The sequence below is a fragment of the Hydrogenobaculum sp. Y04AAS1 genome, assembly GCF_000020785.1.
Classification (GTDB): domain Bacteria; phylum Aquificota; class Aquificia; order Aquificales; family Aquificaceae; genus Hydrogenobaculum.
On sequence record NC_011126.1, the window covers coordinates 243,824 to 265,439 of the forward strand.

The window sequence follows — 21,616 nt, forward strand, 5'->3', positions numbered from 1 at the left end:
AAGATTATGAGTATAGAAGTAGTAAGTAAGGCTGTTCATAAAAACGCTAGGATCTCACCCCTTAAGGCTTCTCAAGTGTTGAGGCTTTTAAGAGGAAAACCCGTAGAATATGCTATGTACCAGCTTAGTTTTATGAACAAAAAAGCTGCTGTGATTATAAAAAATGTTTTAAAGAGTGCTGTAGCAAACGCTGAGCAAAAGGGTATTGATCCTACGAAGTTAGTGATATTGGAAGCGAAAGCTGATAAAGGTATTATGTTTAGAAAGTGGATGCCAAGAGCTCATGGTAGGGCCACTATGATGAGAAAAAATACATCTCATATCACTATAGCTTTAGGAGAGTTGCAAGAAGCTACTGAGGAGGCTAAGTAATGGGTCAAAAAACTCATCCAATAGGTTTTAGAATAGGGGTTACAAAAGATTGGTTAAGCAAATGGTGCACTTCTAAAAAAGAATATCCAAATACTTTACATGAAGATATTGTTATTAGGAAATATATTAAAGAAAGATATAAATCAGCCGGTATATCAAAGGTGACCATTGAAAGATCAGGAGAGAAGATAAGGGTAAGGATTTTATCTTCTAAACCAGGTATAATAATCGGTAGAAAAGGTGCTGAAGTTGATCAATTGAAGAACGATTTGGAAAGAATTGTTAAAAACAAAGATATAAGCTTAAGCGTAGATGAGGTTAGAGTACCACAGCTTGATGCCCAACTTGTGGCTGAGGATATAGCTCTTCAAATTGAAAGGCGCGTATCTCATAGAAGAGCTATGAAAAGAGCTATAGATAACGCTATTAAAAGCGGTGCAAAAGGTATAAAAGTTCAAGTAAAAGGCAGAATAGGTGGTGCTGATTTGGCTAGAGCTGAGTGGTTCTTGGTGGGTAGAATGCCTCTACAAACACTAAGAGCTGATATAGATTATGGTTATGCTACTGCTTATACGAAATACGGTATCTTGGGTATAAAGGTGTGGATTTATAAAGGCGATATACTAAAAGGTGGAAAAGAAGAGATAATGAAAAAGATAGAAGAAGATCTTGTAAGCCAAGCAAAGGAGGTATAAGGAAATGTCTTTTTTACAACCTAGTAGACAAAAATATAGAAAAACCCAGAGAGGTACTTTAAAAGGTAAATCTTTTAGAGGAAATCAGGTGGCTTTTGGAGAATACGGTATTCAAGCGTTGGAAAGCCATTGGATTACTCAGAGACAGATAGAAGCTTCTCGTATAGCTTTGGTGAGAAGTCTAAGAAAGGGTACAAAGGTATGGATTAGAATTTTTCCCGATAAGCCATATACCAAGAAACCTGCAGAGGTTAGAGGTGGTGGTGGTAAAGGTGATCCAGAAGGCTATGTAGCCGTTGTAAAACCTGGTAGAATAATGTTTGAATTCTCAGATGTACCTCAAGATATGGCCGAAGAAGCTTTTAGAAAAGTATCCGCTAAGCTGCCTATAAAGGTAAGACTTGTTAAGGCAGGAGGCATGAGCATATGAAAGCTAGAGATCTTCATCAGTTAAGCATACAAGAGCTTGAGGCTAAGCTTAAAGAGTTGAAAACAGAGTTGTTTAAACTCCGTATTACAAAAAAGATCGAAGGTCTTAAAGAGCCTTCTAAAATAAGGGATACAAAGCGAGATATAGCAAGGATTTTGACAGTAATAAACGAAAAGAGGAGAGGCCAAGCGGTATGAAAGAGAAAAAGTGGCATCAGAAGAGAAAAGAGTTTAAAGGTGTTGTTGTTAGCAACAAGATGGATAAATCTGTAGTTGTAAAAGTAAATAGAGAAATGCCAGATCCATTGTACGGTAAAAGAGTTATAAAATCTACTAAATTCCATGCTCATGATCCGGAGAATGCTTGCTCTGTCGGCGATGTTGTGCTTATCAGAGAGACTAGACCGATATCCAAAACAAAAAGATGGGTGGTAGTTAAAATTTTATCTAAAAATTCTTCTTTGCAGTCTTAGATAAATTATGCTATAATATTCGTTTTAGAATGCTTTATTCAGGAGAGAGCTTATGATACAGAGGCAGAGTTATTTGAATGTGGCTGATAATTCTGGAGCAAAAAAGGTGCAGATGATAGGTATACCTTATGCTCTAAGACAGTATGTTAGTGTTGGAGATGTTGTAACGGTGACCGTTAAAGAAGCAACCCCAAACGGCGCAGCTAAGAAAGGTAAAGTTTATAGAGCTGTAGTGGTAAGGGTTGCCAAAGAGCTAAAAAGAAGCGACGGTTCTTATATAAAATTTGATGATAATGCCGTCATACTATTGAATCAGTATGGTGAATCCCTCGGTACTCGTATATTGGGACCTATAGCAAGAGAAGTCAGAAATAGAGGTTTTACCAAGATTGCTTCTTTGGCTGCGGAGGTTGTATAATGGCTTTTAAGATAAAAAGAGGCGATAAAGTAAAAGTATTGGCTGGTAAAGATAGAGGCAAAATCAGTACTGTTGAATTTTTGGATAGCAAAAGCGGTAAAGCAATCGTTAAAAACATCAACATAGCTAAAAAGCACGTTAAGGCTATAGAAGGAAGAAGAGAAGGCGGTATATACGAAATAGAGCTTCCTATGCCTATATCTAAGGTTATGCTTGTATGTCCAAAATGCGAAAAACCTACAAGAGTAGGCTTTAGAATAGAAGAGAAAGATGGTGTAGTTAGAAAATATAGATATTGTAAAAAGTGTAATGAAAACATAGATCTTGTTTATGAGAAAAATAAGGTGAAGAGGTAAGACTTATGTCTACAGATGTGAAGCAAAAACAAAGATTGCAAGAGAGATTTGAAAAAGTTGTGGTACCTAGATTGATGGAAAAGTTTAATTATAAAAGCCCGATGGAAGTTCCAAGGATAATAAAGATAGTGGTAAATATGGGTGTAGGAGAAGCTATAAGCGATATAAAAAATCTAGATAGAGCTATGGAAGATTTAAAGCTTATAACTGGCCAATATCCTTCTGTTAGAAAAGCTAAAAAATCAGAGGCTTCTTTTAAGTTAAGAAAAGGACTTCCAATAGGCTTAAAGGTTACTTTAAGAAAGGATAGAATGTGGAACTTTTTAGATAAGTTAATATCTGTAGCGTTGCCTCGTGTGAAAGATTTTAAAGGTTTAAATCCTAGGTCTTTCGATGGTAGAGGAAATTATGCTTTTGGTTTATCAGAGCAAATAGTGTTTCCAGAGATAGATTATGAAAAAGTAGACGCCATAAGAGGTATGGATATTCTTATTAATACAAGCGCAAAAACTGATGAGGAAGCCTTGTATTTGTTAGCTTTGCTTGGATTGCCCATAAGAGCTTATTAAGGAGGATGTATGCCTAGAAAAGCGAAAGTTGTAAAGGATTTGAAGCATTTCCCTAAGTATGCCACTAGACAAAAAAATAGATGTCCTATATGCGGAAGACCTAGAGGGTTTTTAAGGAGATTCAACATGTGTAGGTTGTGTTTTAGAGAGATGGCTTTAAGCGGTGAGATTACCGGAGTAAGAAAATCCAGTTGGTGAGGTGGTAATGTATGGATGTTATTGCTGATATGTTTGCTAGAATTAGAAATGGTATTCAAAGAAAAAGAGATTTTGTGGATGTACCGCACTCTAAATTAAAACAACGTATTTTAGAGCTTTTAAAACAAGAAGGTTATATACAAAATTATGAAATTTTAGAAGATGATGCCCATAAAAAGGGTAATCAACCTACTATAAGGATTTATTTAAAGTATCTTGATCAAAGAAAAACACGTTCTGCAATAGAAAATATAGAAAAAGTATCTACTCCAGGTAGAAGAGTTTATACACCTATAAAGAAGATGCCTCATGTAAGAAGGGGTCTTGGGTTGGCCATAGTGTCTTGTGATAGTGGTATAATATCAGATGCTCAAGCCAGAAAACTTAAAAAGGGCGGCGAAATTATAGGATACGTTTATTAAAAGGAGAGTGCTATGTCTAGAATAGGTAAAAAACCAATAGCTATACCTAACAACGTTAAGGTTTCTTTAGATGGTAATGTGTTAACTATAGAAGGTCCCAAGGGCAAACTGTCAATGCCTGTTCATGAAATTGTGAATGTAAAGATAGACAACAATCAAATAACGGTATCAAAAAATCAAGAGTCTCCTTTTGCTCAGGCTATGCATGGTACCACTGCAGCTCTTATAAAAAACACGATAGAAGGTGTTTCTAAGGGATACTCAGTGACTTTAGAGGTGGTTGGTCTTGGCTATAAAGCGGCCATGAAAGGTCAAGAACTGGAGTTAAATTTAGGGTATTCACATCCAATATACTATAAACCGCCTGCTGGTATTAAGCTTGAGGTTAAAGAAAATAAGATTACAGTATCCGGTATAGATAAACAGTTAGTGGGTCAAGTGGCTGCTGAAATTATAAAGTTTAGGAAACCCGATCCTTACAAAGGAAAGGGTATAAGATACGAAGGTCAAGTGCTTAAACTAAAACCAGGGAAATCTGCAGGTAAAGGTAAGAAGTAAGGAGTTAAGGTATGAAGCTTACGAGAGAAGAAAAGCGTATTAAAAGGCATAGAAGGATAAGAAAAAAAATAAGCGGTACAGCTTCAAGACCAAGATTATGTATGTACAGAAGCTTGAACGCTTTTTACGCTTCTTTGGTGGATGATATTACTGGTAACGCTATTCTTACAGTATCATCTTTGGGCAAAGAATATGTGGATGCCACTGGTAAAAGAGGTGGCAAGTCTATAGAAGCTGTTCAGAAAGTAGCTGAAATTTTGGTCCAAAAAGCCAAAGAAAAAGGTATAGATAAAGCGGTTTTTGATAGATCTGGTTATCTTTATCATGGTAAAGTCAAGGCTTTTGCAGAAAAGTGCAGAGAGTTAGGGCTTATAAATTAGGAGGTTAACGTGGGCGCTAAGGATTTAAACCAAAGGATAGACGCTAAAAGGATAGAGCAAGGTATAACCACTCTTGATGATATTCAGTTTGAAGAGAGGCTTTTAGAAGCTGCCAGAACTACCCGTGTTACAAAAGGTGGGAAGCGTTTTTCTTTTAGCGCTTTGGTAGTGATAGGTGATAAAAGAGGTTATGTAGGGTTTGGACTTGGTAAAGCTAGAGAAGTTCCACTTTCTATAGCAAAAGCAATAGAAGATGCTAAAAAGAAAACCATAAGAGTTCCTATAGTAAATGGCACTATACCTCATGACGTTGTTGGAGAGTATGGTTCTGCTCGCATTATAGCTTTTCCAGCTAGAAGAGGCACCGGTGTTATAGCTGGCGGTGCTGCTAAGCCTATATTTGAATTGGCGGGCTATACGGATGTGCTTACAAAGGTAGTGGGAAGTTCAAATCATCATAACGTAGTAAGGGCTGTGTTTGATGCGCTTTTAAAATTAAGAGATATAGATGCAATAGCTAAAGTAAAAGGTGCAACTGTAGAGGATTTGAGAGAAAGATACAACATATACGCGAGGTGATTTATGAAGCTTAAGATAGTTTTGAGAAGAGGATTGGCTGGCAAAGATAAAGCAAAAAAAGAAGCTGTTAGGAGTTTAGGTCTAAAGAAAGTTGGTGAAACCGTTATATTAGAGAAAAATCCTATGGTATGTGGAAACCTTGAAAAGGTAAAACACCTTGTATGCGTGGAGGAGCTGTCATGAATTTGCATGAGTTAAAACCAAATGAAAGCGCTGTAAAAGATAAAAAGCGTATAGGTAGGGGTTTAGGTTCTGGTAAAGGTAAAACAGCAGGCAGAGGATATAAAGGTCAGAAGTCTAGGTCTGGTGACAACAGAGTGGCTCCTTACTTTGAAGGTGGTCAAACACCACTACATATGAGAGTACCAAAGGTAGGTTTTAGAAGTCCTTTTAAGAAGGAATATTCTGTAATAAATTTATCAATGCTAGAAAAACATTTTAACGATGGCGATGAGATTACCAAAGAAACTCTTCTTGCTAAAAGCTTGATAAAAAAGGGTAAACCTGTAAAAATTTTAGGTATGGGTGAAGTCACTAAAAAATTTAAGGTAAAAGTAGATGCTATATCTTCATCCGCCAAGCAGAAAATAGAAGCTGCTGGTGGTAGTGTGGAGATTTTAGAGGCAGCAGGTGAATAATTTTTTAAAAGAAATATTTGAACTAGAAACCTTAAGAAAAAGAGTAGTATTTACTTTAATAGTATTTGCTATATATAGACTTGGTAGCCATATACCGATTCCTGGTGTAGACCCTGTAGCTCTAGCGGACTTTATGAGCAACTTAAAAGGGTCTTTGTTTTCTTTGTACGATATATTTTCTGGTGGTAATCTTTCGCGGATGACATTGTTTGCTCTTGGTGTAATGCCTTATATATCAGCTTCTATCGTTATGCAGCTTTTATCAAGCGCAATACCGGAACTTCAAAAATTGGCAAAGGAAGAGGGTGATTACGGAAGGCAGAAAATAAACGAATACACAAAATATATAACAGTGTTTGTTGCAGGTTTCCAATCGCTGGGCATAGCTACTTGGTTGGAACATCAGACTTCTCCTCACGGATATCCTGTTGTTCCTCATGGTGGAATACTTTTTGTAGTTGTTGCGGTACTTGGAATGGTAGCCAGCACTATGATATTGGTATGGCTTGGTGATATGATAACGGAAAAAGGTATAGGCAACGGCATGTCTATGCTTATATTTGCCGGTATAGTTGCCAATTTTCCAGAGGCTACCATAAGATTTGTATCTATGCTTAGGCATGGAGATATTAGTCCTTTTGCTTTCGTAGGGGCTATACTTATAATTATTGCTGTAATAGCCGCTATTGTAATATTTCAAGAAGCAGAGAGAAGAATACCTATACAATATCCAAGAAGGCAAGTGGGAAGGCAAGAATTTGTTGGTGGTGCTACATATTTACCCATTAAGCTAAATCCAGCAGGTGTTATACCTATTATATTTGCTCAATCTCTTTTAATTGTTCCTTCTACAATACTAGGATTTATAAAGAATCCCATAGCTCAGTCTATACATGATGCTTTTAATCCTCTTTCTTTGCCTTACAATTTTGCTTACGTGGTGCTAATAATATTTTTCACATATTTTTATACAGCTGTTTTGATTAATCCTTACGATGTGGCTGAGAACTTGAAAAAAGCAAATGGTTTCATACCAGGTGTAAGGCCAGGTCAACAAACTGTAAAGTTTTTTGAAAGTGTTATAAATAGGTTAGTTATCATAGGAGCTGCTTTCTTATCCATAGTGGCTATTGTGCCTTTGTTTTTGACTGTTTGGTTAAAAGTACCTTTTTACTTTGGTGGTACCACCGCTCTTATAGTGGTTGGAGTAGCCTTAGATACTCTAAATCAAATAGATGCTCAAATAATAACTAAAAAGTATAAAGCTTATACGAGGAAAAAGTGATGATTTTGGTGTTGTTGGGTCCTCCTGGTTCTGGTAAAGGTACGCAAGGGGCTCTTTTGAAAAGTGAGCTTAGTTTTGAGCACATATCTACTGGTGATATGCTAAGAGCAGAAGTCTCTAAGAAATCTCCTCTTGGTCTAAAGGCTGAAGAGTATATGAAGCAGGGACTTTTGGTGCCGGATGATTTAATTATAGCTATGATAAAAAATATTTTAACTGAGGCTCCTCATAAAAATTATGTTTTTGATGGGTTTCCAAGAAATGTAAATCAGGCAGAAGCTTTTGAAACAATGCTTAATACTATGAGGCTACAAGTGGATAAGGTGTTTTACTTTGATTTAGAGGATGATGTTATTATAAAACGTCTTTCTGGTAGAAGAGTATGTCCAAAGTGCGGTGCCACTTACAATATTTATTATCAAAAGCCAAAGAATGATACTCTATGCGATAACGATGCCACACCTCTAATTCAAAGAGATGATGACAAGGAAGAGGTTATAGTAAATAGATTGAGAGTTTACAAAGAACAAACCTTCCCGCTCATAGAGTATTATAAATATAAAAACAAGCTTTTTGTAGTGTCTGCTGATGGTACTCAGGAAGAGGTCTTCGAAAAACTAAAAAGTATGTTATGATAGAGCTTTATTCAAAATCTGAGATAGAAAAGATAAAAAAAGCTTGTCAAATAGTTAGTGATGTGCTAAAATATATAGCTTCTATGGTAAAACCAGGAGTTATAACTTACGATTTGGAAATGGCAGCTAGAGAAAAGACTAAAGAGCTTGGTGGTATACCGGCTTTTTTGAATTATCAACCGCCATTTTCCAAAAAAAAATACCCGGCTGCTTTGTGTGTTTCTATAAACGATGAAGTAGTGCACGGTATTCCATCAAAAACAAAAAAGATAAAGGATGGTGACTTTGTAAGTCTTGATTTTGGCGCTATATACGATGGTTATGCAGGTGATGCGGCCATGACGATAGGGGTTGGTAATATTTCTTTAGAAAATCGGAAACTTATTGAGGCTACAAAAAAGGCGTTATATGAGGCTATCGCACAATGTAAACCGGGAAACTACCTTTATAATATATCTAAAAGCATAGAAACCGTAGCAAAAGAGTATGGTTTTGGTGTAGTGTGCGAATACGGTGGTCATGGAATAGGTAGAAACAGCCATGAGGAACCTTTTGTAGCCAATTGTACAGAGGTTATTACTTCTAAAATGAACGCACAGTTAAGGCCTGGTATGGTGATAGCTATAGAACCTATGTTTACCACTGGTAATGGCGCTGTTTATAAATCAAACGATGGTTGGACTGTAAAAGCAAAAGGTAAGTACGCTTGTCACTTCGAGCATACGGTAGCTATACTTGAAGACGGTCCTGTAGTGTTAACGGAGTGGTGATATGGCAAAGAAGAACAAGAATCAAGAACCGGAAAAAGAAAAGGGTATAGTGTTTGAAGGTGTTATAGAAGAGGCTCTTCCAAACGCTATGTTTAGAGTTAAATTGGACAATGGACATACTATAATAGCTCATGTGTCTGGTAAGATGAGGATCCATTTTATAAAGCTCTTACCAGGTGATAGAGTTAAGGTGGAAATGACACCTTACGATCTTACAAAAGGTAGAATTATTTATAGAGTTTAGGAGGCTTTTATGAAGGTAAGACCATCTGTAAAACCGATATGTCCAAAGTGTAAAATTATAAGAAGGAAAAAACGTGTTATGGTGATTTGTGAAAATCCTAAGCATAAGCAAAGGCAAGGTTAAGTTGGAGGTTTTATATGGCTAGAATAGCAGGTGTTGATTTACCAGATCATAAGAAATTGGAAGTGGCGTTGACATACATTTATGGCATAGGTTGGTCTAAGGCTAGAGAGGTTTGTGAACAAACTGGCATACCATCTATAAAGAAGCTTGGTGAACTTACACCAGAAGAGTTGAATCAATTGAGAAGGTATATAGAGCAAAATATAAAAGTTGAAGGTGATTTGAGAAGAGAAGTGCAGTTGAATATAAAAAGGTTGGTAGATATAGGTACCTATAGAGGTCTCAGACATGTTAGAGGGCTACCGGTAAGAGGTCAGCAAACAAAGACAAACGCTAGAACGAGAAAAGGAAGGAGAAAAGGTACCGTTGCCAACAAGAAGAAGGTATCAAAGTAAGGAGGTTTTACAATGGCTAAGAAAAGAACTAAAGAAGCAAAGAAAGAAAAACGTAATGTAAGCAGTGGAATAGTACATATTTACAGCACATTTAACAACACTATAATAACTGTAACTGACTCTCTTGGAAATACTCTAGCCTGGGAATCTGGTGGTACCACTGGTTTTAAAGGCACTAGAAAAGGTACTCCTTATGCTGCTCAAGTAGCTGCTCAGAAGGCTATAAAAAAAGCTGTAAACGAATACGGTTTACAGGAAGCAGAGGTTTGGGTAAAGGGCCCAGGTGCTGGTAGAGAATCTGCTATACGATCTATTCAGGCCGCCGGCGTTAAAATAAAAGCTATAAGGGACGTTACCCCTATACCTCATAACGGTTGTAGACCAACTTCTAGAAGGAGAGTGTGATATATGGGAAGAAAGATACAAGCTTGGTCTAAGGTAGACAGAAGATTCGGCGTCGTTGTTTCAGGGAAGTTAAGCGGCAACAAGATTTTAACCAGAAGAAATTTCCCACCAGGTCAACACGGTAGAACCAAAGGTCGTAGGGCTAAATCTACAGAGTTTGGGCTTAGGTTAAATGAAAAACAAAAACTTAAAATGTTGTACGGCGGTTTAAGAGAGTCTCAATTTAGAAAGTACTTTGATAAAGCTTCAAAGGCAAAAGGTAATACAGCTTCTGTAATGATAGAGCTTTTAGAAAGACGCTTAGATAACGTAGTTTATAGATTGGGTATAGCTTGTACCAGAAGGCAAGCTCGTCAGTTTGTAGTACATGGCCATATAATGGTAAACGGAAAGAAAGTTGACATACCATCCTATCAGGTAAACGTTGGAGATATAATAGAGGTGTACTCTAAAGATATACCTCAGATAAGGCAAAACCTTGAAAACCTTGATCCAAGAAGCGTACCTCACTGGCTTGAAATAGATAAAGATAATTTTAGAGGTAAGGTTGTGGATAAACCTAAGGATGTTGTTTTGGAAGTGCCTATAAACATGCAGTACATCATTGAGTATTATTCAAGGGTGTAAGGGGAAAGATATGAAAGAGTTTATTTTTCCGATGAAAATATATTGGGAAGAAAAAGATAAAAATTATGGTAGGTTTGTTGTGGAACCCTTAGAAAGGGGCTATGGCACTACAATAGGCAATGCTCTTAGAAGGGTTTTACTCTCTTCTATATACGGTAGTGCTATCACCGCTGTAAAGATAGAAGGTGTTCAACACGAGTTTTCTACTATTGAAGGTGTCCAAGAAGATGTTTTACAGATTATAGCAAATCTTAAAAATGTTAGATTTGACTTGAAAGATTCTGATTTAGAGATTTTGTATTTGGAAAAAAATGCGCCAGGTGTTGTTTTAGCTTCTGATATCAAAACTCCTCCAAATGTCACCATTATAAACAAAGATGCTTACATTGCTACGATAAACTCTGCTAATACAACTCTTAAAATGGAAATACGTATAGAAAGAGGCAAAGGTTATGTTATGTCTGATGAAATGGAGCAAATAGGAGAAGCCGGATGGGTAGTGCTTGATGCTGATTTTTCTCCTATAAAAGTTGCAGCTTTTAGAGTAGAGGCTACTAGAGTGGGTGACAGAACAGACTATGATAAACTTACTTTCGAGCTTACCACCAACGGTGTTGTATCTCCAGATACGGCTATTCAGCAAGCTGTAGAGCTTATAGTAAAACATATGAATATGCTTACAAATATATCTTATGAAGTACCAACCTTACCAGAGCCGATGCCTCCCGACGAGTTAATGGAAAAGCTTACATTTTCTATAGAAGAGCTTGATATTTCTCAAAGGGCTTTAAACTCGCTGAAAAGGATAGGGGTAACAACCATAGGAGAACTTGTACAGCTTACAGAGGATGAGCTTAAAAGCTCTAAAAATATAGGCAGAAAAGCTTTGACTGAAATAAAAGAAGCTCTTAAAAACATGGGTTTTTCTCTAGGCATGAACATAGGAGAACAAAGAAGTTCAGAGGTGTGATGTTATGAGACATAGAGTTAAGAAAAAACATTTTAGTAGGACTGCTGAACAAAGGGTTGCTTTGATGAGGTCTTTAGCTAGGTCTCTTATATTATTTGAAAAGATAGAAAGCTCTGAAGCCAAGTTAAAGGCTTTAAGACCGTTTGTGGAAAGGCTTATAACACTAGCTAAGAAAGGTGACTTGGCTTCTAGAAGAAGAGCTTTGTCGCTCCTTCCAGATAAAGAGGCAATTAGAAAGCTTTTTACAGAATTAGCTCCTAGGTTCGAAGGAAGGAACGGTGGTTATACAAGGATCGTTAAGCTACCAAACCGGAAGCCAGGAGATAGCACAGAGCTTGCCATAATAGAGTTTGTTGAATGATAGCAAGACTTGTAGACGCTTTTATTGAGGTTTATATAATTTTGATAATTATATATTCGCTTGGCTCTTGGTTTCCGCAATTTACAAACAATAGTTTTTTTGATTTTTTAGCAAGGATAATAGAGCCACCTCTTGATGTTATAAGAAGGATTGTGCCACCTGTAGCTGGGCTTGATTTATCTCCAGCGGTGCTTATATTTATACTGGTGGTATTGCAGCATATTTTGAGATAGTGTTATATTATGGTATAATATAGGCTATGCTGGAACTTTTAACGGAAAAGATTAGTGGAAGCTTAGAGAAGCTAAAAGGCGCTAAAAAGTTAAATGAAAAGTTAGTTAACGATACTCTTAGAGATATTAGAGCCGCTTTGTTGGAAGCTGATGTAGATTACGATGTAGCAAAAGATTTTATCAAAAGGTTAAGAGAGCGTATCTTTTCTGAAGAGATAAAAACCCACCTATCCCCCACAGATATGATTATAATGAGCGTTTACGATGAGCTTGTAAAAACGCTTGGTGGAAATGCTTCTCCTTTAGAAGAAGGGGTGGTAATGTTTGTTGGTCTTCAAGGTACTGGTAAAACTACAACAATAGGTAAGCTAGCAAATCTTATGAAGAAAAACGGTAGAAGTGTTATGACAGTATCTACAGACGTAAGAAGACCAGCAGCCATGCTTCAATTAAAGCGTGTATCTGAGTTAGCGGGTGTAGAATATTTAGAGTTTAGTCCAGACAAAAACCCTGTTGATATAGCCAAAGAGGCGTTTGAGGCTTTTAAAAGCAAAAAATACGATTATTTGTTTTTAGACACCGCTGGTAGGCTTCATATAGATAACGAACTAATGGAAGAGTTAAGAGCTATCAAAGAAGCCGTAAAACCATCTGAGGTTATATACGTAGCCGATAGCATGCAAGGACAAGAAGCTCTTTCTGTAGCTAAAACTTTTAACGAAGTTGTAGGGCTTACTGGAGCTATTCTTACCAAAATGGATGGTGATACCAGAGGTGGCGTAGCGCTTTCTATAAAAGATGCCATAGGTATCCCCATAAAGTATATAGGTGTGGGTGAAAAGTTAGAGGATATAGATCAATTTTATCCAGATAGAATCGCCCAAAGAATATTAGGTCTTGGTGATTTGCAAAGTCTTATAGAGAAAGCTGAACAGGTTATTAGTGAGGATGAGGCTCAAGCTATAACCTATAAAATGATGAGAGGTGAGTTTGATCTAAATGACTTGAAGAAAAATATAAGTTTTATGATGAACATGGGTCCTCTTGATAAAGTGCTTTCAATGTTACCAGGAGTTGGTTCCCAGTTGAAAAATATAAAGGTTGATCAAAAGATATTTAAACGTATTATAGCTATGGTAGATTCTATGACTCCTGAGGAAAGGGCAAATCCAAACGTTATAAACTTAAGTCGTAAACAAAGAATAGCGAAAGGTAGCGGTACCACTGTTTCTGATGTTAACAAGCTTTTAAAACAGTATCAAGATATGAAAAAGATGATTAGAAAACTAAAAAATCAGAAATCACCGTTTGGTGGTTTAGGGCTCCCGTTTTAACCTATGAAGAATATTTCAAATATAAATATCGCCGGAGTGGTAGGCGATTATAAATATCCACTCTATTTGGTTGTTAAAAGCCAAATAAAAGGGTACTGAGCTTTGGTAAAGATAAGAATGGCTAGATTTGGTAGAACCCATAATCCTATATATAGGATAGTGGCGATGGACTCGAAGTCTCCAAGAGAGGGGCATTATTTGGATATTTTAGGCACCTATGATCCAAAATCTGGCAATGTAATAAACTTAAACAAAGAAGCCATAGATCAGTGGATTAGAAAGGGTGCTCAGCTTTCCGATAGGGTGAAAGCTATCTTGAAACAAGCCAACGCTAACGTTAATGCAAATTCTTAATAGGAGGTAATGTATGAGCCAAGCTAAGGATCTTGTGGAAATCTTCGCAAAAAGCCTAGTAGAGGACTTATCAAAGGTAAACGTAGTTGAAGTCGAGGGAGAACAAACCGTTGTTATAGAGTTAAGGGTTGGCCCTCAAGATATAGGTAAGGTTATAGGTAAACAAGGGCGCATAGCCAAGGCTCTGAGAACACTTGTATCGGCTATGGGTAGAAAAAGCGGCAAAAAATATATGTTAGAGATTATAGAGTAATAATTTTATAAGACGATTCGCCCATTACTTGTGTGGGCGGTGTTTGTTGATAATAAAAATAAACGTTGCCTATTCTATAAAATTTACTATATTTATATTAAAAGATTTATAAGGAGAAACAAAATGTCATTATTCTCAAAACTTAGTTTAGAACTACAAAAAGCTTTGGAGGATGCTGGATACAAAGAACCAACACCCATTCAAAGGGATGCTATTCCTTTAGCGTTGGAAGGTTACGATATCTTGGGACAAGCCGCCACCGGGACAGGGAAGACAGGGGCCTTTGCTATACCAATAGTGGAAAAGCTTCAAAAGGGGAAACCAGATGTCAAAGCTCTTGTGCTGACACCTACCAGGGAGTTGGCTATACAGGTAAAAGAGCAAATATATATGCTTACCAAATATAAAAGGCTTTCTTCTTATGTATTTTACGGTGGGACTTCTGTAAAACAAAATTTGGATATTTTGCAAAATAAAAACGTGGATATCTTGATAGGAACTCCTGGACGTATAAAAGATCTCATCGATAGGAAGGCTTTAAATTTGTCAAAAGTAGAATATCTTGTTTTAGATGAATTTGATCAAATGCTTGATATGGGCTTTATAGAAGACATAGAATATATAATAAGCTTTTTGCCAAAAGAAAGGACCACTTATATGTTTTCTGCCACTGTACCAAGCCGTATTGAGCTTTTAGCAAAAAGATTTTTAAAGAGTGATTTCAAATTTGTGAAGGTACAGTCGGTAGAGTTAAAACCAAACATAGAAGAGAAGATGATAAAGCTATCTTCACCTGGAGAAAAAATACACGAACTTATGCATATAATAGACACCCATCCTATGGAAAAAATGTTAATTTTTGTAAAAACTAAAAAAGATGCAAAAGATTTATTTTTCTTGCTTACAAAAAAAGGCATAAGAGCTCAAGCTCTTCATGGAGATCTCACACAAAGACAGAGGGAAAAAGCTCTAAGTGCATTTAAATCTGGTGCCGTTAGTATATTGATAGCTACCGATGTAGCCGCCAGAGGTCTTGATATAAAAGATGTAGGAGTTGTAATAAACTACAACATACCAGAAGACCCAGAGCTTTACATACATAGAATAGGAAGAACTGGTAGAATAGGCAAAAGCGGTAAAGCGTTCTCTTTAATATGTCCAGAGGACTCCAAAGCGTTGTGGCGCATAAAGAAGCTTAGGTCAAAAATATCGGTGTAATTTTATTTTATTTTTATGTTTATGCTGTAAAATATATTCATGACTATTTTACTTTATGTGTTCGCTTTTGCGATTTTTGTAAGCGCTGTGTTGTTTGTGGCGTTTGTTTTGATAAAAGCTGAAAAATAAAAACTATGGGGTGCTTATGTTAAGTACGCCCCAGCTATCTTTGTCATTGTTTAGCATATATCCTTGTTTTATCGCTCTATCTACGTAATCTTTGGCTTTTATTATGGAAGCCTTTACGTCGTTTCCAATGGCTAAATAAGATGCTATAGAAGAAGCGTAGACGCATCCCGTGCCATGTGTAGTTCTTGTTTCTATAAAATCTTTTTTTATTTCAAAGCTTTCTTCCATACTTTTGTAAAAATCAACGCCTGGCTCATCTTCTCTATGTCCACCTTTTATGACTACATGCTTTACTCCCATATCAAGAAAGACGTTTGCCGCTTGTTCTATATCATTTTTAGTTTTTATATCAATACCTGTTATAAAAGAGGCTTCTTTTATGTTTGGTGTTATGATGGTGGCTTTTGATACTATTAAATCTTTATAAAGTTCTAAGCTTTTAAAAAGAGGTGTATCGTTTTTGGAAAAAAGAGGCGTATCCACTACCACGTGTTCTGGCTTTAATGTGTCTATAGCTTTTGATATAAGTCTTATGGCTTTGTCATCTCCTACTACACCTATTTTTACAACTTTAGGCTTTACATCTAGTATATCTATATGTTTTTTAATAATATCTGGTTCTAAAAATATTACTTCTTTTACCCCTTTGGTATTTTGAATCACAAAAGAGGTGGTTATGCAAACTGGATGCGCTCCTATACAAGTTATTGTCCTGGCATCTGCTATAACTCCTGCTCCAGAGGTTTGATCATATCCTGCAAATACAAGCACTATACTTTTCATAGCTCTATTTCATATCCTATGTATACTTCCCTTACTTTGTTGTTTTTTAACAAATCTTTTGGAGTCCCTTCTGCCAACACGCTCCCGTGGTTTATTATATAACCTCTATCTATCAATCTTAAAAGCTCAAAGACGTTGTGATCGGTAATGAGTATACCGATGTTTTTTTCTTTTAGATCTAAAAGCATTTTTTTTATATCTGAAATAGCCACTGGATCTACTCCAGCAAACGGTTCGTCAAGCATTATGTAAGATGGTTCTATCAAAAGACATCTTGCCACCTCTAATTTTCTTTTCATACCACCGGATAATTCACCTGCTTTTTTATCTTTGTGTTCTAAAAGCCCGAAACTTTGAAGGAGTTCTTCAGATATATTTTGTGCATCTTTTTTGTTTTTGTATATAAAATCTGCAAACATAAGCATGTTCTCCCAGGTTGTTATCTCTTCAAACAAAGAATGCTCTTGAGGCAAGAAAGAAAGACCAAATGTCGCTCTTTTGTAAGGTGGGTAATGGGTTACTTCTTGATCGTCTATTTTTATAGTTCCCTTATCAACTTTTATAAAGCCAGAAATAGCATTAAATATCGTGGTTTTACCAGCACCGTTTGGACCCATAAGCCCTATTATTTCACCTGGGTGTATTTGTAACGATACATTGGATATTATAGGGTTGTTTTTGATGCTTTTAGAAATATTTGATACTTCTATCATAAAATCTATGCCAGCAGTTTGTCAAAGGTCTTTATTTCTTGGACGTTGTTTAATGCTGCAAAATCTTTGGCAGATTCTAAGGATGAAAATGCATATATGTCGTCGTTTATGCTGACGTAAAAAGCTTTCTTACCATCTATCCACTGCTTTGTTTGGAAGTCTTTTGTATAAATAGATTTGATGTTTTTATCTTTTATGTTTAGCTTTCTGTAAGATATATAAAAATCCATATCTTTAATAAATTTTAACATATCCTTAAAGGAGTCAAAATACATATATTTACCATCTAAGTAAATTTCTGTTATGGCGTTTGGGTGTGAATATACGAAAGCCCCACAAACGGGACATCTGTCTGATGTCCTTACTTCAGAAGGTTCTTTGTATGCGTTTTTTATATTGTAATATGTATAGATACCAAAAAAAGACATCAGTATCACTGGGCCTACAATAACCCAAGCCACTTCAAACCATCTTACGTTTAGCCTTGTAAGCGTGAGTCTATAAAAGCCATAAAGTATAAGTCCTATTTGTGCAAGCATTAGAAGCCATAATGGATTTACCTTTCTCATATCATATTAAATATAAAAATTTTTTGAATTTTTCAAGCTTTTACGATATATATGATATAATTGTTTTATGTTAGGTATATACAACTATCCAAAAGTTATCAATACGGTGGAGGATAAACCTTTAGAAATTTGCATGCCAAAAAACTACTCTTTTAGTAGAGATTTTACGATAGTACCGGTGGGCATGTCTGAGTTGGTTTATTTAGCGGCTCTTTATCCTATTGTATTCGCTCATCATGAAGGGGTTTTTGCAGCGTTTGCTGTTTTAGGAGGCGATACAAACCACTATCTCACAAAAGATGGCAAATGGAAGATAGACCATAAGCCAAAGGTGCTTGACTTTTATCCTTTTGGTGCTATAAGGGATAGGGCTACCAACAACATAGTGGTCTTTTACGATAAGATGCCAGAAGAGTCCACCGAATGTGAGGAGATGGAATTTATAAATGTGCTTGGCGAGGCTACAGAACATCTTCAAAGAATATCTCAAATGGCTGTTGGTTTTTATCAGGATTTTGAAATAGCGGCAAATCTTATAAAAGAAATGCATGATCTTAAAATCTTAAGACAGACGGATTTAGAGTTAAAGATAGACAATGATGAAAAGTTTATTATAGAAGGTGCAGTGATGCCAGACCCTGGTGTGCTTCTTGGCATTTCTCCAGAAAAGCTTTACGATCTTACCAGAAGGGGTGTGACGCCGGTAATATACAACGTTGCATCTTCTTTGATGAATGTAGAGTTTATAAGATATTTAAAGAGGATGGGTTGATATGGAGATAATAAGAGTAAAAAAGACTTTTAAGCATCCTTACGCCGGTGGTGCAGATTTTCACACATTCATGGAAAAAAGCAGGTATGTGATAGCAAGAGACCTAATGGCTCAGCTTCCAAGAGATAACTACGAACAAACCAAAGTTCCAGAACTACCAAAAGAATATTACGGTGAAGATTTAAATGGGAAAAGTTTGCTCGTTTTGAACTTGTTTGCTCTTGGTGACTCTTTAATGTTTACACCAATCTTAAAGCATCTTAAAACTAAGTATCCTAAAAGCTACATAATAATGGAAACAAGAAAAGGGTATAACCTATTAGAAGGTAATCCTTATGTGGACGAGTTTATATACACACCGGTCTCTTACACAAGATTTAAAGAAGTAGATTATTATACCGATTGCTATGAGTACGTTGGTTCTTATTTCTACAACTATATGAATTTGGTGGATTTTTGGGCTGCAAAGTTAAGACAGTTTGACATAAAAGATAAAGACCCTGTGGTAGTCCCGCAGCAAGAAGCTATAGATTACATGAAGTCTATTGTTCAAAAGATAAAAGATGAAAATCCTGGTAAAAAGATAATTATGGCACATATGGTGGCTTCATCTATACATAGAAGCTTGCCTCCTTATCTTGTATCAAAAATAATAGATAAAATGAAAGATGAGTATGTTTTTATTACCGCCCATCCAAAATGGGAAGCTCCAGCTGTAGATATATCAAAAGAGCTTTATATGATGGATGTGGAGAATTTATCCCCTTATATGGAAAAACCCCAGTACCTTGTAGCGGCAATTCAAGAAGTAGATGGAGTTATTTCAGCGGATACAGTTGTACCACACATAGCAGCGGCGTTAAAAAAACCATGTGTAGTAATATCTGGTGGTGTCGCCCCAGAGTCTCAGCATTTTCCTAAAATGAGTTATACTACGGCACAACCAGTTTACGCAAGATATATCGGTAATACATGTTCTGCTCCTTGTATAATGCATGCTGTAGCAGGTCCTTGCCAAGAGGCCCAAATAAAACAAAAATTTTACAGCCCTTGTTTTGACAACATAAATGTAGAAGAAGTGGTGGAAAAGTTTAAAACCCTCGTTTACTACATAGAAAACAAAGATAAAGACATACCAGATGAGTGTCCTATTTGTAAGGAAAAAAATGTATTTTTTGAAGAAGTGGAGATCTCCTGGGGATATAGACTTTGGGAATGTAGCGTTTGTGGTTCTATATTCTCTTTGCCAAGAAAAGCCAAAAAAACCCTGGATGATCTATTGAAAGAAGACTACCCAAATTCCCAACAGATTCAACCTTTTTACGATACAAAAGATACACAGCAGATTGATGAGCTTGATAACAAAGAAAAGCTTGGTATTTCAAATATATATACCATATACACCTACCCTACTATAAGAGCTTTGTTGGATATAGAACCTGCTCTAAAAGGCAAAAAAATGCTTGATATAGGTTTTAACAGCGGTAGGCTTTTGGCTGTAGCCCACGAACTTCTAAACTTAGATGTATATGGTGTAGAACGCTCAGAAAACCAAGTAGAAAAGGTTAAAAAAGCTCTTAAAGATATAAAAATAGATATTGCTAAAGTCCTGGATCATAAATATATTAAAAACCTAAAGCAAAAATGGGGAAGCTTTGGTATTGTGATTTTAGAAAATATAATAGGAAACTTGGAATATCCATACGAATTTTTTAAAGCTGTAAAAGATTTGATGGAAGAAGATGGAATTGTCATATTTACATTTCCTAACAAAGATAGACCTTATATAAAAGTTAGAAAAGGTTTAGACTGGTCTGTGGAAGACAATGATTATAACTATACTCTTAATAGAGTAAGCGTTAGAGGGTTAGAGATAGCCTTGAGAAAAGCGGGATGGAATTATACTTATGGCAATGCTACCCCGATTTTTCCGGGTGATATAGTACAAATCATGGGTCCACCCCCAGTTTTGACTTTAAATACTGGCAACAACCAACAAATGAACATAAACCCAGCTGGCATGGAGACATATATTTATAACTACATGAAACCTATATTTAACGCTTTTTCCCTACATGGTCAATTTGGTATAGTGCTAGCTTCTAAAAAGCCTATAAACAACTACTGGTTTAAAAGGCTTGATGTATTGTGGGAACTTATCCAAACAAACGTTATGAGAAGAGAGTATATAGTAAATACATATTTAGAGCGATGAAGATAAAGCTTAAGATAAAAAGACAGGATAGGTTTGAAACTTACGAAGTGCCCTACAAAGAGGGTATGACGCTTTTAGACGCTTTAAAGTATATAAAAGAGTATTTGGACCCTTCTTTGGCTTTTAGGCAGTTTTGCGGGGCTGGTATATGTGGTACTTGCGCTGTAAACGTTAACGGTTTTCCTAAGCTAATATGCAAAGAACAGGCGTTGTCCTATGCTTTAGATGAAAATCCAACGGTTTTGGAACCTTTAAACAACGCTGAAGTTGTAAAAGATTTGGTGGTAGATATCTCAAATATGTCTTATAGAATAAAAGCTTATAAAGCTTGGATAACCCCCATTGAAACCAATTTAAAGATAGATCAAGAGCTTAGTAAGAAAATAGAAGAGTCATCCGATTGCATACTTTGTTATGCTTGTCAGAGCTTTTGTCCAGAAGTAGCCGATAAAGATTATGCAGGACCGCTGTTTTTTGCTAAACTCTACAGACTCTTTATAGACCCAAGAGACCGTGAACATGGTATTAGGCTTTTAGAAGCAAAAGATACTTTAATATTGCACTGCCTTTCTTGCAACAAGTGTAACAACGCATGTCCTAAAGAGGTAAAACCTGCCACTTTGATAAGGGAGCTTTTGGATAGTTGAGTCAAGTTATATATCCAGGGACTTTCGATCCACCTCATTTAGGGCACCTTGATATAGTAAAAAGAGCCTCTTATATATTCGATGAGGTATTTATAGCGATAGCGAAAAATCCTCATAAGAACCCTATGTTTGAAGCCAATGTCAGGAAAAATCTTTTTGATAAAATACTAAAAGCAGAAAATTTAAAAAATGTCTATGTAGAGATTTTTGATATTACACTGGTTGAATATGCCAAATCAAAAGATATAAAGCTTGTGATAAGAGGTGTGAGGCTTTTTACGGATTTTGAGTACGAGCTTCAAATATCGATGAGTAATTATATATTGGGTGGTCTTGAAACGCTTTTTATGATGCCAAGCCAAGAGTACATACATATAAGCTCCACTATAGTTAGGGATCTGATAAAGTATAAAGCCTCTTTAAAAGGTTTTGTGCACCCTATTATAGAAAAAGATGTCCTTTTATCTTAAAATATAAAATTTTTATAAAAATGT

General features: G+C 36.2%; 37 protein-coding genes. 34 read left to right on the top strand and 3 right to left on the bottom strand.

Annotated features, from left to right (window positions below):
- Positions 1-6: 6 nt before the first annotated feature.
- The 30 genes from rplV to HY04AAS1_RS01525 all read left to right on the top strand — a co-directional run bounded on the left by rplV (position 7) and on the right by HY04AAS1_RS01525 (position 15,294).
- Positions 7-372 carry a 50S ribosomal protein L22 gene (rplV, locus tag HY04AAS1_RS01380; RefSeq protein ID WP_012513316.1) on the top strand — a complete coding sequence of 122 codons (366 nt, stop codon included), beginning with the start codon at positions 7-9 and terminating at the stop codon, positions 370-372.
- Positions 372-1,067, top strand: coding sequence for a 30S ribosomal protein S3 (rpsC, locus tag HY04AAS1_RS01385; protein WP_012513317.1), 696 nt, complete (start codon positions 372-374; stop codon positions 1,065-1,067). The genes rplV and rpsC overlap by 1 nt, the downstream gene beginning before the upstream one ends.
- 4 nt (positions 1,068-1,071) lie before the next feature.
- Positions 1,072-1,497: a 50S ribosomal protein L16 gene (gene rplP / locus HY04AAS1_RS01390; protein WP_012513318.1), complete on the top strand. Its 426-nt coding sequence runs from the start codon at positions 1,072-1,074 to the stop codon at positions 1,495-1,497.
- Positions 1,494-1,694 carry a 50S ribosomal protein L29 gene (rpmC, locus tag HY04AAS1_RS01395; RefSeq protein WP_012513319.1) on the top strand — a complete coding sequence of 67 codons (201 nt, stop codon included), beginning with the start codon at positions 1,494-1,496 and terminating at the stop codon, positions 1,692-1,694. The genes rplP and rpmC overlap by 4 nt, the downstream gene beginning before the upstream one ends.
- A complete protein-coding gene (gene rpsQ, locus HY04AAS1_RS01400) occupies positions 1,691-1,969 on the top strand; it encodes a 30S ribosomal protein S17 (protein WP_012513320.1) in 279 nt (92 codons plus the stop codon). Before rpmC ends, rpsQ begins: the two co-directional genes overlap by 4 nt.
- Positions 1,970-2,021: 52 nt before the next feature.
- The gene (rplN, locus tag HY04AAS1_RS01405; RefSeq protein ID WP_012513321.1) at positions 2,022-2,387 is read left to right on the top strand and encodes a 50S ribosomal protein L14; all 366 of its coding nucleotides are present in this window, start codon (positions 2,022-2,024) and stop codon (positions 2,385-2,387) included.
- Positions 2,387-2,743: a 50S ribosomal protein L24 gene (gene rplX / locus HY04AAS1_RS01410; RefSeq protein WP_012513322.1), complete on the top strand. Its 357-nt coding sequence runs from the start codon at positions 2,387-2,389 to the stop codon at positions 2,741-2,743. The genes rplN and rplX overlap by 1 nt, the downstream gene beginning before the upstream one ends.
- 5 nt (positions 2,744-2,748) lie before the next feature.
- Entirely contained in the window at positions 2,749-3,312 is a 564-nt protein-coding gene (rplE, locus tag HY04AAS1_RS01415; protein ID WP_012513323.1) for a 50S ribosomal protein L5, read from the top strand.
- 9 nt (positions 3,313-3,321) lie between these two features.
- Complete coding sequence (locus HY04AAS1_RS01420) at positions 3,322-3,510, top strand: type Z 30S ribosomal protein S14 (protein WP_012513324.1); 189 nt, start codon at positions 3,322-3,324, stop codon at positions 3,508-3,510.
- A gap of 11 nt (positions 3,511-3,521) precedes the next feature.
- Entirely contained in the window at positions 3,522-3,932 is a 411-nt protein-coding gene (rpsH, locus tag HY04AAS1_RS01425; protein WP_012513325.1) for a 30S ribosomal protein S8, read from the top strand.
- A 12-nt stretch (positions 3,933-3,944) separates the two neighbouring features.
- Positions 3,945-4,490 carry a 50S ribosomal protein L6 gene (gene rplF, locus HY04AAS1_RS01430; RefSeq protein ID WP_012513326.1) on the top strand — a complete coding sequence of 182 codons (546 nt, stop codon included), beginning with the start codon at positions 3,945-3,947 and terminating at the stop codon, positions 4,488-4,490.
- A gap of 11 nt (positions 4,491-4,501) precedes the next feature.
- Positions 4,502-4,870, top strand: coding sequence for a 50S ribosomal protein L18 (gene rplR / locus HY04AAS1_RS01435; protein WP_012513327.1), 369 nt, complete (start codon positions 4,502-4,504; stop codon positions 4,868-4,870).
- A gap of 9 nt (positions 4,871-4,879) precedes the next feature.
- Positions 4,880-5,449, top strand: coding sequence for a 30S ribosomal protein S5 (rpsE, locus tag HY04AAS1_RS01440; RefSeq protein ID WP_012513328.1), 570 nt, complete (start codon positions 4,880-4,882; stop codon positions 5,447-5,449).
- A gap of 3 nt (positions 5,450-5,452) precedes the next feature.
- Positions 5,453-5,632 (top strand): 50S ribosomal protein L30, encoded by a 180-nt coding sequence (gene rpmD / locus HY04AAS1_RS01445; RefSeq protein ID WP_012513329.1) that lies wholly within the window; start codon positions 5,453-5,455, stop codon positions 5,630-5,632.
- The gene (rplO, locus tag HY04AAS1_RS01450; RefSeq protein WP_012513330.1) at positions 5,629-6,087 is read left to right on the top strand and encodes a 50S ribosomal protein L15; all 459 of its coding nucleotides are present in this window, start codon (positions 5,629-5,631) and stop codon (positions 6,085-6,087) included. Before rpmD ends, rplO begins: the two co-directional genes overlap by 4 nt.
- The gene (secY, locus tag HY04AAS1_RS01455; RefSeq protein ID WP_012513331.1) at positions 6,080-7,372 is read left to right on the top strand and encodes a preprotein translocase subunit SecY; all 1,293 of its coding nucleotides are present in this window, start codon (positions 6,080-6,082) and stop codon (positions 7,370-7,372) included. The genes rplO and secY overlap by 8 nt, the downstream gene beginning before the upstream one ends.
- On the top strand, positions 7,372-8,007 hold the full coding sequence (locus tag HY04AAS1_RS01460) for an adenylate kinase (RefSeq protein WP_012513332.1): 636 nt from the start codon (positions 7,372-7,374) through the stop codon (positions 8,005-8,007). Before secY ends, HY04AAS1_RS01460 begins: the two co-directional genes overlap by 1 nt.
- Positions 8,004-8,777 (top strand): type I methionyl aminopeptidase, encoded by a 774-nt coding sequence (gene map / locus HY04AAS1_RS01465; protein WP_012513333.1) that lies wholly within the window; start codon positions 8,004-8,006, stop codon positions 8,775-8,777. The genes HY04AAS1_RS01460 and map overlap by 4 nt, the downstream gene beginning before the upstream one ends.
- Before the next feature lies 1 nt (position 8,778).
- A complete protein-coding gene (gene infA / locus HY04AAS1_RS01470) occupies positions 8,779-9,021 on the top strand; it encodes a translation initiation factor IF-1 (protein WP_012513334.1) in 243 nt (80 codons plus the stop codon).
- Positions 9,022-9,030: 9 nt separating this feature from the next.
- A complete protein-coding gene (rpmJ, locus tag HY04AAS1_RS01475; protein ID WP_012513335.1) occupies positions 9,031-9,144 on the top strand; it encodes a 50S ribosomal protein L36 in 114 nt (37 codons plus the stop codon).
- 14 nt (positions 9,145-9,158) lie between these two features.
- Entirely contained in the window at positions 9,159-9,539 is a 381-nt protein-coding gene (gene rpsM, locus HY04AAS1_RS01480) for a 30S ribosomal protein S13 (protein WP_012513336.1), read from the top strand.
- 12 nt (positions 9,540-9,551) lie between these two features.
- On the top strand, positions 9,552-9,944 hold the full coding sequence (gene rpsK, locus HY04AAS1_RS01485) for a 30S ribosomal protein S11 (protein WP_012513337.1): 393 nt from the start codon (positions 9,552-9,554) through the stop codon (positions 9,942-9,944).
- Positions 9,945-9,947: 3 nt separating this feature from the next.
- A complete protein-coding gene (gene rpsD, locus HY04AAS1_RS01490; protein WP_012513338.1) occupies positions 9,948-10,571 on the top strand; it encodes a 30S ribosomal protein S4 in 624 nt (207 codons plus the stop codon).
- A gap of 10 nt (positions 10,572-10,581) precedes the next feature.
- A complete protein-coding gene (locus HY04AAS1_RS01495) occupies positions 10,582-11,541 on the top strand; it encodes a DNA-directed RNA polymerase subunit alpha (RefSeq protein ID WP_012513339.1) in 960 nt (319 codons plus the stop codon).
- 4 nt (positions 11,542-11,545) lie between these two features.
- A complete protein-coding gene (gene rplQ, locus HY04AAS1_RS01500; protein ID WP_012513340.1) occupies positions 11,546-11,902 on the top strand; it encodes a 50S ribosomal protein L17 in 357 nt (118 codons plus the stop codon).
- On the top strand, positions 11,899-12,135 hold the full coding sequence (locus HY04AAS1_RS01505; RefSeq protein ID WP_012513341.1) for a YggT family protein: 237 nt from the start codon (positions 11,899-11,901) through the stop codon (positions 12,133-12,135). The genes rplQ and HY04AAS1_RS01505 overlap by 4 nt, the downstream gene beginning before the upstream one ends.
- Before the next feature lie 26 nt (positions 12,136-12,161).
- Entirely contained in the window at positions 12,162-13,469 is a 1,308-nt protein-coding gene (gene ffh / locus HY04AAS1_RS01510; protein WP_012513342.1) for a signal recognition particle protein, read from the top strand.
- Between the two features lie 102 nt (positions 13,470-13,571).
- Entirely contained in the window at positions 13,572-13,823 is a 252-nt protein-coding gene (rpsP, locus tag HY04AAS1_RS01515) for a 30S ribosomal protein S16 (protein WP_041307968.1), read from the top strand.
- A 13-nt stretch (positions 13,824-13,836) separates the two neighbouring features.
- Positions 13,837-14,076, top strand: coding sequence for a KH domain-containing protein (locus tag HY04AAS1_RS01520; RefSeq protein WP_012513344.1), 240 nt, complete (start codon positions 13,837-13,839; stop codon positions 14,074-14,076).
- Positions 14,077-14,199: 123 nt separating this feature from the next.
- A complete protein-coding gene (locus HY04AAS1_RS01525; RefSeq protein WP_012513345.1) occupies positions 14,200-15,294 on the top strand; it encodes a DEAD/DEAH box helicase in 1,095 nt (364 codons plus the stop codon).
- Between the two features lie 132 nt (positions 15,295-15,426).
- On the opposite strand, the gene thiD is transcribed toward HY04AAS1_RS01525, so the two are convergent.
- The 3 genes from thiD to HY04AAS1_RS01540 are packed head-to-tail and all read right to left on the bottom strand — an operon-like array spanning position 15,427 to position 17,488.
- On the bottom strand, positions 15,427-16,206 hold the full coding sequence (gene thiD, locus HY04AAS1_RS01530) for a bifunctional hydroxymethylpyrimidine kinase/phosphomethylpyrimidine kinase (protein ID WP_012513346.1): 780 nt from the start codon (positions 16,204-16,206) through the stop codon (positions 15,427-15,429).
- Positions 16,203-16,919, bottom strand: a complete 717-nt coding sequence (lptB, locus tag HY04AAS1_RS01535; protein WP_012513347.1) for an LPS export ABC transporter ATP-binding protein — start codon at positions 16,917-16,919, stop codon at positions 16,203-16,205. Before lptB ends, thiD begins: the two co-directional genes overlap by 4 nt.
- A 5-nt stretch (positions 16,920-16,924) precedes the next feature.
- Positions 16,925-17,488, bottom strand: a complete 564-nt coding sequence (locus tag HY04AAS1_RS01540) for a nitrous oxide reductase accessory protein NosL (protein WP_012513348.1) — start codon at positions 17,486-17,488, stop codon at positions 16,925-16,927.
- A gap of 67 nt (positions 17,489-17,555) precedes the next feature.
- On the opposite strand from HY04AAS1_RS01540, the gene HY04AAS1_RS01545 reads away from it, so the two are divergent.
- From HY04AAS1_RS01545 to coaD, 4 genes are read left to right on the top strand one after another with little or no spacing between them, the layout of a single operon-like run.
- Positions 17,556-18,260, top strand: a complete 705-nt coding sequence (locus tag HY04AAS1_RS01545) for a SapC family protein (protein WP_012513349.1) — start codon at positions 17,556-17,558, stop codon at positions 18,258-18,260.
- Between the two features lies 1 nt (position 18,261).
- Positions 18,262-20,475: a methyltransferase domain-containing protein gene (locus tag HY04AAS1_RS01550; protein ID WP_012513350.1), complete on the top strand. Its 2,214-nt coding sequence runs from the start codon at positions 18,262-18,264 to the stop codon at positions 20,473-20,475.
- A complete protein-coding gene (locus HY04AAS1_RS01555) occupies positions 20,472-21,122 on the top strand; it encodes a succinate dehydrogenase/fumarate reductase iron-sulfur subunit (RefSeq protein WP_012513351.1) in 651 nt (216 codons plus the stop codon). The genes HY04AAS1_RS01550 and HY04AAS1_RS01555 overlap by 4 nt, the downstream gene beginning before the upstream one ends.
- Positions 21,119-21,592, top strand: a complete 474-nt coding sequence (coaD, locus tag HY04AAS1_RS01560; protein ID WP_012513352.1) for a pantetheine-phosphate adenylyltransferase — start codon at positions 21,119-21,121, stop codon at positions 21,590-21,592. Before HY04AAS1_RS01555 ends, coaD begins: the two co-directional genes overlap by 4 nt.
- Positions 21,593-21,616: the final 24 nt, after the last annotated feature.

Excerpts from the sequence above, each read along its gene's own strand:
- rplV (WP_012513316.1), top strand. The coding sequence starts at position 7 with ATGAGTATAGAAGTAGTAAGTAAGGCTGTTCATAAAAACGCTAGGATC.
- rpsC (WP_012513317.1), top strand. The coding sequence starts at position 372 with ATGGGTCAAAAAACTCATCCAATAGGTTTTAGAATAGGGGTTACAAAA.
- rplP (WP_012513318.1), top strand. The coding sequence starts at position 1,072 with ATGTCTTTTTTACAACCTAGTAGACAAAAATATAGAAAAACCCAGAGA.
- rpmC (WP_012513319.1), top strand. The coding sequence starts at position 1,494 with ATGAAAGCTAGAGATCTTCATCAGTTAAGCATACAAGAGCTTGAGGCT.
- rpsQ (WP_012513320.1), top strand. The coding sequence starts at position 1,691 with ATGAAAGAGAAAAAGTGGCATCAGAAGAGAAAAGAGTTTAAAGGTGTT.
- rplN (WP_012513321.1), top strand. The coding sequence starts at position 2,022 with ATGATACAGAGGCAGAGTTATTTGAATGTGGCTGATAATTCTGGAGCA.
- rplX (WP_012513322.1), top strand. The coding sequence starts at position 2,387 with ATGGCTTTTAAGATAAAAAGAGGCGATAAAGTAAAAGTATTGGCTGGT.
- rplE (WP_012513323.1), top strand. The coding sequence starts at position 2,749 with ATGTCTACAGATGTGAAGCAAAAACAAAGATTGCAAGAGAGATTTGAA.
- HY04AAS1_RS01420 (WP_012513324.1), top strand. The coding sequence starts at position 3,322 with ATGCCTAGAAAAGCGAAAGTTGTAAAGGATTTGAAGCATTTCCCTAAG.
- rpsH (WP_012513325.1), top strand. The coding sequence starts at position 3,522 with ATGGATGTTATTGCTGATATGTTTGCTAGAATTAGAAATGGTATTCAA.
- rplF (WP_012513326.1), top strand. The coding sequence starts at position 3,945 with ATGTCTAGAATAGGTAAAAAACCAATAGCTATACCTAACAACGTTAAG.
- rplR (WP_012513327.1), top strand. The coding sequence starts at position 4,502 with ATGAAGCTTACGAGAGAAGAAAAGCGTATTAAAAGGCATAGAAGGATA.
- rpmD (WP_012513329.1), top strand. The coding sequence starts at position 5,453 with ATGAAGCTTAAGATAGTTTTGAGAAGAGGATTGGCTGGCAAAGATAAA.
- rplO (WP_012513330.1), top strand. The coding sequence starts at position 5,629 with ATGAATTTGCATGAGTTAAAACCAAATGAAAGCGCTGTAAAAGATAAA.
- HY04AAS1_RS01460 (WP_012513332.1), top strand. The coding sequence starts at position 7,372 with ATGATTTTGGTGTTGTTGGGTCCTCCTGGTTCTGGTAAAGGTACGCAA.
- map (WP_012513333.1), top strand. The coding sequence starts at position 8,004 with ATGATAGAGCTTTATTCAAAATCTGAGATAGAAAAGATAAAAAAAGCT.
- infA (WP_012513334.1), top strand. The coding sequence starts at position 8,779 with ATGGCAAAGAAGAACAAGAATCAAGAACCGGAAAAAGAAAAGGGTATA.
- rpmJ (WP_012513335.1), top strand. The coding sequence starts at position 9,031 with ATGAAGGTAAGACCATCTGTAAAACCGATATGTCCAAAGTGTAAAATT.
- rpsM (WP_012513336.1), top strand. The coding sequence starts at position 9,159 with ATGGCTAGAATAGCAGGTGTTGATTTACCAGATCATAAGAAATTGGAA.
- rpsK (WP_012513337.1), top strand. The coding sequence starts at position 9,552 with ATGGCTAAGAAAAGAACTAAAGAAGCAAAGAAAGAAAAACGTAATGTA.
- rpsD (WP_012513338.1), top strand. The coding sequence starts at position 9,948 with ATGGGAAGAAAGATACAAGCTTGGTCTAAGGTAGACAGAAGATTCGGC.
- HY04AAS1_RS01495 (WP_012513339.1), top strand. The coding sequence starts at position 10,582 with ATGAAAGAGTTTATTTTTCCGATGAAAATATATTGGGAAGAAAAAGAT.
- rplQ (WP_012513340.1), top strand. The coding sequence starts at position 11,546 with ATGAGACATAGAGTTAAGAAAAAACATTTTAGTAGGACTGCTGAACAA.
- HY04AAS1_RS01505 (WP_012513341.1), top strand. The coding sequence starts at position 11,899 with ATGATAGCAAGACTTGTAGACGCTTTTATTGAGGTTTATATAATTTTG.
- ffh (WP_012513342.1), top strand. The coding sequence starts at position 12,162 with ATGCTGGAACTTTTAACGGAAAAGATTAGTGGAAGCTTAGAGAAGCTA.
- HY04AAS1_RS01520 (WP_012513344.1), top strand. The coding sequence starts at position 13,837 with ATGAGCCAAGCTAAGGATCTTGTGGAAATCTTCGCAAAAAGCCTAGTA.
- HY04AAS1_RS01525 (WP_012513345.1), top strand. The coding sequence starts at position 14,200 with ATGTCATTATTCTCAAAACTTAGTTTAGAACTACAAAAAGCTTTGGAG.
- thiD (WP_012513346.1), bottom strand. The coding sequence starts at position 16,206 with ATGAAAAGTATAGTGCTTGTATTTGCAGGATATGATCAAACCTCTGGA.
- lptB (WP_012513347.1), bottom strand. The coding sequence starts at position 16,919 with ATGATAGAAGTATCAAATATTTCTAAAAGCATCAAAAACAACCCTATA.
- HY04AAS1_RS01540 (WP_012513348.1), bottom strand. The coding sequence starts at position 17,488 with ATGAGAAAGGTAAATCCATTATGGCTTCTAATGCTTGCACAAATAGGA.
- HY04AAS1_RS01545 (WP_012513349.1), top strand. The coding sequence starts at position 17,556 with ATGTTAGGTATATACAACTATCCAAAAGTTATCAATACGGTGGAGGAT.
- HY04AAS1_RS01550 (WP_012513350.1), top strand. The coding sequence starts at position 18,262 with ATGGAGATAATAAGAGTAAAAAAGACTTTTAAGCATCCTTACGCCGGT.
- HY04AAS1_RS01555 (WP_012513351.1), top strand. The coding sequence starts at position 20,472 with ATGAAGATAAAGCTTAAGATAAAAAGACAGGATAGGTTTGAAACTTAC.